Raw genomic sequence first — 5,636 nt, 5'->3', positions numbered from 1 at the left:
TCAGGGGTAGAACCACAGAGGCAACTCCTGTCTGTCTTTCTCCTGTCTGTTTTTCATCTCTTCTCCACCTATTGTAGAATACTGATAGCAGACTGTCGAGTTCAGTCCTGCGAATCCTATCGATGAGCCTCGGCACAAAATACTGCCGAATGAACTCCTTGAATAGATCTATCACATCGTCCTTGACACTCCTACCATCCAAGCGGATTTCCTCTGGAACCTCTACATCTATAGTTCCTGAGGAGGGGTCGTAGTTTCTAATGATAAAACCTCTCTGGAGGTACGCGTACTGGGAGAACCTATAGACTAGGTAGCTGTACGCAGCAGCAACAACGTCGTTATAGAGGTGGATCTTTATTAGCGGTATCTTAACCGAATATGTACTGCCGCCCTCCCTATATACCGGGACCCCATAGAGTACAGCGCCTAGGCTCAAGCTGAGACACCTTTATTTTCTACTCTCTTCTGCTTCAATCCACCACTACTGGAAATATTGCAAGCAAAATTTATAAATTTTATCTTCATTGATAATGTTGGAAGTCTTATATGAAGTTGGTAGTGGTTACTGTAGGATTTGACGAGAAGCTTCCATTAAGAGGAGTGTTGAAGGTTGGTTTAGATTCTGGTGACTCGGTTATGCTTGTCTACTCGAAGACTGGTGGAGAGTTTGAGGTTAAGAAGGTTGAGAGAGCTGTTGATGTGCTTAGGGAGATTGTTAGGAGTACTGGTGCTGGGGTTGTGGAGGTGGAGGTGTCGGGGACTAGCTTCTACGATGATGTGATAGCTGTTTTGAGGTCTTTGAAGAAGCAGAAAGCTGATGAGGTGGTGGCTGTGCTTGCGGGTGGTATGAGGCTTGTGATCTTTGAAGTTCTCTTTGCACTGCTCACTCTCTACAGGCTTGGCAGGTTTCAGGGTGTGATGGGTAGAGTGCTTTTGATGCGTGAGGATGGGCTTTATGATGTGTCTCTCCCTCTAGAGTCTTTCTACGCGACCTTGCCGGAGAGAGGTCTCGCTATTCTGAAGATACTGTGTGATAGGGGTGAGATGAGGAGGAGTCAGCTTGTTGAGATAGCTTCGCGTGAGGCAGGGTTGTCGGAGTCGGCTGTTTATAAGATGGTTAGAAACCTGAGCCGGAGAGGGTTGGTGGTGGTTGAAGGTGATGTGGTGAGGATCACTGAGTTGGGACGTTTGATCTATGTGGGAGCTGGTGAGTGATGTTGGAGAGATTCTTGTTTAAGGTTGTGGTAGTGATTAGAGAGATTATGGAAAAACTAGATGGTGGGGTGGGAGCTAGAGCAGACTTTTTCACTGGCAAGCTTGTGAAATCTCTGCTAATAGATGGAAATCCCAGGCTGAAGCATTTCTTCGAGAAATCTTCCGGAGGTGCTCCTAAGCTTATTCATATAACTCCTCTCTATATTGAGAGAATTGAAAGAGGTAGATCACATATAAGATGCATACACTCCTTCAAAGATCTCAGCAGCTTCTCCAGATTCAGCTTCTACGTAGGATTCGTAGAAGCCTCTACAACTGCTAGTCCTACAACAGATGAAGTGTATAATGCTCTTCTCAATCTCAGCGGTCGCCATCGTTTCGGAGCACACATGCTCGACGTAGAGTTAGTCTCTGTAGAATCCATAGATGTGACGGAAGAAGCTAGGAGAACAGTTCAGAACCTCGCGAGATCGGGTAAGATGAGAGTGATCTTCTCATCTCCAACACTGTTGAAAGACCCCTTTAGATCTGGAAAGCACAAGTCTCTAACCCCTACACCGATAAATATATTCTCTACACCAGTCTACATAAACCTCTATCTCATGGGCAGACTCAGATGGAGACTTCTCATAAAAACCCTGATAAGCCTCCACAGAATACTCAACGAACCATACTCGATCCACAGAACAGCTAAGGTGATCAAGATAAGATACAGCGAAGATAAAAAACCCATACCAGCTCTAATAGGCTACATAAACCTATACCTCAACAAACACTACCAAGACCTCTACACAGCCAAAGGCACAAACACCCAAACACTACTCGAAGAAACACTAGCAACAACCCTCACACTCGGAATCGGAACATCAAGAGCAACAGGCTTCGGACACATAATAATAACAATACCAACATCCGATTCCTCCGCGTAAACTATTATTTTCCGAAGACTAAGCGAAAAAATTTAAAAACCTCCAAGCAGAATACCATCACAGGAAGCAATAAGAAAAGACTGAAAGCCTTAAAGTGTTCTCCTTCATCTACGGCGATCAACTCTGCTATTGGATCTATGAAGCAATAAGAAAAGACTGAAAGTTCTCGAGGGTTCCTTCTACCACTCCGTTGTTTAGGATGATTCTGATCTGAAGCAATAAGAAAAGACTGAAAGAAAAGAGCTTACTACAGTAATATAGCTAAAATGACTCTACCGCCTTTAGCGAAGCAATAAGAAAAGACTGAAAGGTTCTATCTGCTGTGTCATCGGCTCCGAAAGATCTTCAGAAGGCTTTATCGAAGCAATAAGAAAAGACTGAAAGAGTCTTGTTATAACTACTTTCATCTACACCACCTCCCGATCCTAAACGAAGCAATAAGAAAAGACTGAAAGTTGATGAGGAAATTCTCTGTTCTCAGATCCTTAAACTTGAAGATGAATCGAAGCAATAAGAAAAGACTGAAAGTCACAGCCTGAGAAACTGGATGTGAAAGTAGTTGAGTAGCCTAGAGGAGAAGCAATAAGAAAAGACTGAAAGTGCCCCACACCTGCTGAAACGCTGATGCTCTCACTCACATCCCAGTTGATCCCGAAGCAATAAGAAAAGACTGAAAGGAAAAACACAGACTACCCCCCAAAAGACTTATATTTCCCCTTTCCCCAAGTGAAGCAATAAGAAAAGACTGAAAGTTGGCGTTTCAGCTCAGGCGGGTTGGTGGTAAGATGACGCTCAAGCTTTGAAGCAATAAGAAAAGACTGAAAGTCTTGGCAGCGGGACATTCGTAGGAGTGAGCAGTGTTACTCTAACAGCGAAGCAATAAGAAAAGACTGAAAGAGAGCATGAAAACCAGAGCCAGACACATCAATATAGTGAGTCCCATTGAGAAGCAATAAGAAAAGACTGAAAGTGTTCTCGCTAGCTTGATTGCTGGTGTGATTGCTGAGGCTTCTCTTGGGAAGCAATAAGAAAAGACTGAAAGAAAGAAAGTTCAGGATCGTGAGGTGATGCAAGTGAAAGTAGTTATAACAGAAGCAATAAGAAAAGACTGAAAGTTGTTGATGAACTCTAGAACCCTTATAGTGTACTCGTGGAAGCTTTCCGCGAAGCAATAAGAAAAGACTGAAAGTCGTTAACGTTTGTACCGATCCTCTCAATAACCCAGTATCTGTCAGTCTGAAGCAATAAGAAAAGACTGAAAGAGCTAAGGCTAGAGTATCCCCGCTTAGTGCTACAAAACTAGTGAAACGAAGCAATAAGAAAAGACTGAAAGGTGGACATAAAAGCTCAATCCGTTGGAAACCTTAAAGTGGATATCGCGGCGAAGCAATAAGAAAAGACTGAAAGTATATTCCTCTCTCTTTTTCTTTCTCACTCTAACATATATCTCATTCTGAAGCAATAAGAAAAGACTGAAAGTCTATCACATCATCTATTCTCTTGAATCTGTATCTATATTTCAACTCTTTTAGCGAAGCAATAAGAAAAGACTGAAAGCATGTGGTATCTATCTGAAGAAAGTGATTAGATGCCTACAACATCATCTATGATGAGTATGTGGATCTTTCAGTCTGAAGCAATAAGAAAAGACTGAAAGTATTAACCCCTTTAACAAATAAAAAATTGGAGAGTGAGAGAAAATGGGGAGAAGCAATAAGAAAAGACTGAAAGTCACCAAAGCTAGATCCGTTGCCGATATACACATTTCTAAGCTCTTTGCCGAAGCAATAAGAAAAGACTGAAAGGTCAGTAGATAGATTTAGCAGTGGCTATGGTGGTTTTGATGAGGTGTGGGAAGCAATAAGAAAAGACTGAAAGCATCTAGGAAGTTGTAGACACTGGGGGTCGGTTTCTCCTTGAACATCTCCGAAGCAATAAGAAAAGACTGAAAGGAAAGTCTTTTGGTTGTATATAGAGTTCTGGTGGAGTGGGATGCGTGTGATTAAGGGTCGAGTGGCTTATGTTTATCTGCTCGTTCTGAAGATTATAAGAGGCTTGCGGCGGCGTGTTGGAAAGGTTGATACTTTATTCTCTAGGTCTGTGGGTGAGAGGGTTGGAATTTTTATTCAGCGTGAGGAGAGAGGGTATGCCGGTTTAATCTATGATAAGATGGTTGAGTGGTTAATCACGATCGGGGGGAGGTTTAGAGAGGTACGTAGTGAAAGATTCTTTAGAACAGCAGGGTTTTGGCTGCTACCTTTAATCCTAGGTATAATAATAGGTTTAGCCGTATCTCTCCTAGTTTACATCTACGAGCTGCTCCACCATCTATCGCTTATTATTACGAGCTGGAATTCCTTGCTTATCCTAGCCTCAACAGTTATCGCCCTCCTCGGAGGATATCTAGTAGTAAGATTACTAGCAGAGAAAAAAGAAAGCGGTTGCGGAACAGAATTTCTAATCGAAGGATATCACTTCAGAAACGGCTATATCAGCTTGAGAGATACACTGAGCAAGACTCTAGCCTCCGCTATAACCATAGGTTTCGGTGGAAGTGCTGGATTAGAAGGACCAAGTCTCTTACTAGGCGGAGGACTTTCTTCGTTTATAACTAGAAGGCTGAAACTAGATCAAAAAACTGTGAAAATACTACTTCTCTCAGGAGCTGCAGCAGGATTTTCAGCAATCTTTAAAGCCCCCTTAACAGGAATACTACTCGCCCTCGAAATACCCTACAAGAAAGATATTGAAACCGAAGCCTTCATCCCAGCATCTATCGCCTCCGTCTCCGCCTACTTCACATCCGTTATAATCCTTGGAACAGAAACAATCTTTCCAAATCCAGTATTCGCAAAACCAACTCTCACCACCCTCATACAAGCAGTTCTCCTAGGAATCCTAGCAGCAATAACCGCCCTAGCATTCATGAAAACCTATGAGACAATAAACATCATAAGCAAACAAGCTACCAGAAGAATTCCAACGATACTCACAACAACATGCGCCGGCCTAATCCTCGGCATCATAGGCTTATTCTACCCCGAAACACTAGGGCTAGGCTACGATCTCATTCATAAAATCACGCTAACAGAACCAGGAAAAATAGCTCTGACCAATCTAATCGCACTCTTAATCCTAAAAATCATAACCACAAGCATAACACTAAACCTCGGAGGAAGCGGAGGATTATTCATCCCATCACTCTACGTCGGAGGAGTACTCGGACTCATTTACGCAACAATCCTCAACCTCCAACCAACCCCTCTCTACATAATGTCATCAATGGCTGCAGTAATGGCTGCAACAAACAAGACTCTCTTAACAAGCATAGCTCTAGTCTCCGAAACCATGGGTCCCAGCTATATAATCCCCACCGTCATATCCGCTTCAGTCAGCTATTTTCTAACAGGAAACAGATCTTTCTATAGAAGCCAGCTTGAGAGTAAATCAAACAAACATGAGAAGTAAAACCCATGATGAAACCTAAATAGA

Annotated in this window: 4 protein-coding genes and 1 CRISPR repeat array; of the genes, 3 read left to right on the top strand and 1 reads right to left on the bottom strand. The window is 42.7% G+C overall.

Going from position 1 to position 5,636, the window contains the following annotated elements; genetic code table 11:
* A partial coding sequence (locus QXS89_07045; protein MEM3831930.1) for a hypothetical protein occupies positions 1-436 on the bottom strand: 436 nt, incomplete at its 3' end.
* A gap of 110 nt (positions 437-546) precedes the next feature.
* On the opposite strand from QXS89_07045, the gene csa3 reads away from it, so the two are divergent.
* The 3 genes from csa3 to QXS89_07030 all read left to right on the top strand — a co-directional run bounded on the left by csa3 (position 547) and on the right by QXS89_07030 (position 5,612).
* Positions 547-1,215 (top strand): CRISPR-associated CARF protein Csa3, encoded by a 669-nt coding sequence (csa3, locus tag QXS89_07040; GenBank protein MEM3831929.1) that lies wholly within the window; start codon positions 547-549, stop codon positions 1,213-1,215.
* The gene (gene cas6, locus QXS89_07035; protein MEM3831928.1) at positions 1,215-2,144 is read left to right on the top strand and encodes a CRISPR system precrRNA processing endoribonuclease RAMP protein Cas6; all 930 of its coding nucleotides are present in this window, start codon (positions 1,215-1,217) and stop codon (positions 2,142-2,144) included. Before csa3 ends, cas6 begins: the two co-directional genes overlap by 1 nt.
* 63 nt (positions 2,145-2,207) lie before the next feature.
* A CRISPR array of direct repeats spans positions 2,208-4,096; the repeat unit is 24 nt; unit sequence GAAGCAATAAGAAAAGACTGAAAG.
* A gap of 40 nt (positions 4,097-4,136) precedes the next feature.
* Positions 4,137-5,612 carry a chloride channel protein gene (locus QXS89_07030; protein MEM3831927.1) on the top strand — a complete coding sequence of 492 codons (1,476 nt, stop codon included), beginning with the start codon at positions 4,137-4,139 and terminating at the stop codon, positions 5,610-5,612.
* The last annotated feature ends 24 nt before the right edge of the window (positions 5,613-5,636 follow it).

The organism is Sulfolobales archaeon (genome assembly GCA_038881635.1).
Lineage (GTDB): Archaea > Thermoproteota > Thermoprotei_A > Sulfolobales > AG1 > WYEN01.
Note: the sequence above shows the minus strand (reverse complement) of the source record. Positions and strands in the feature narration are given on the sequence as shown.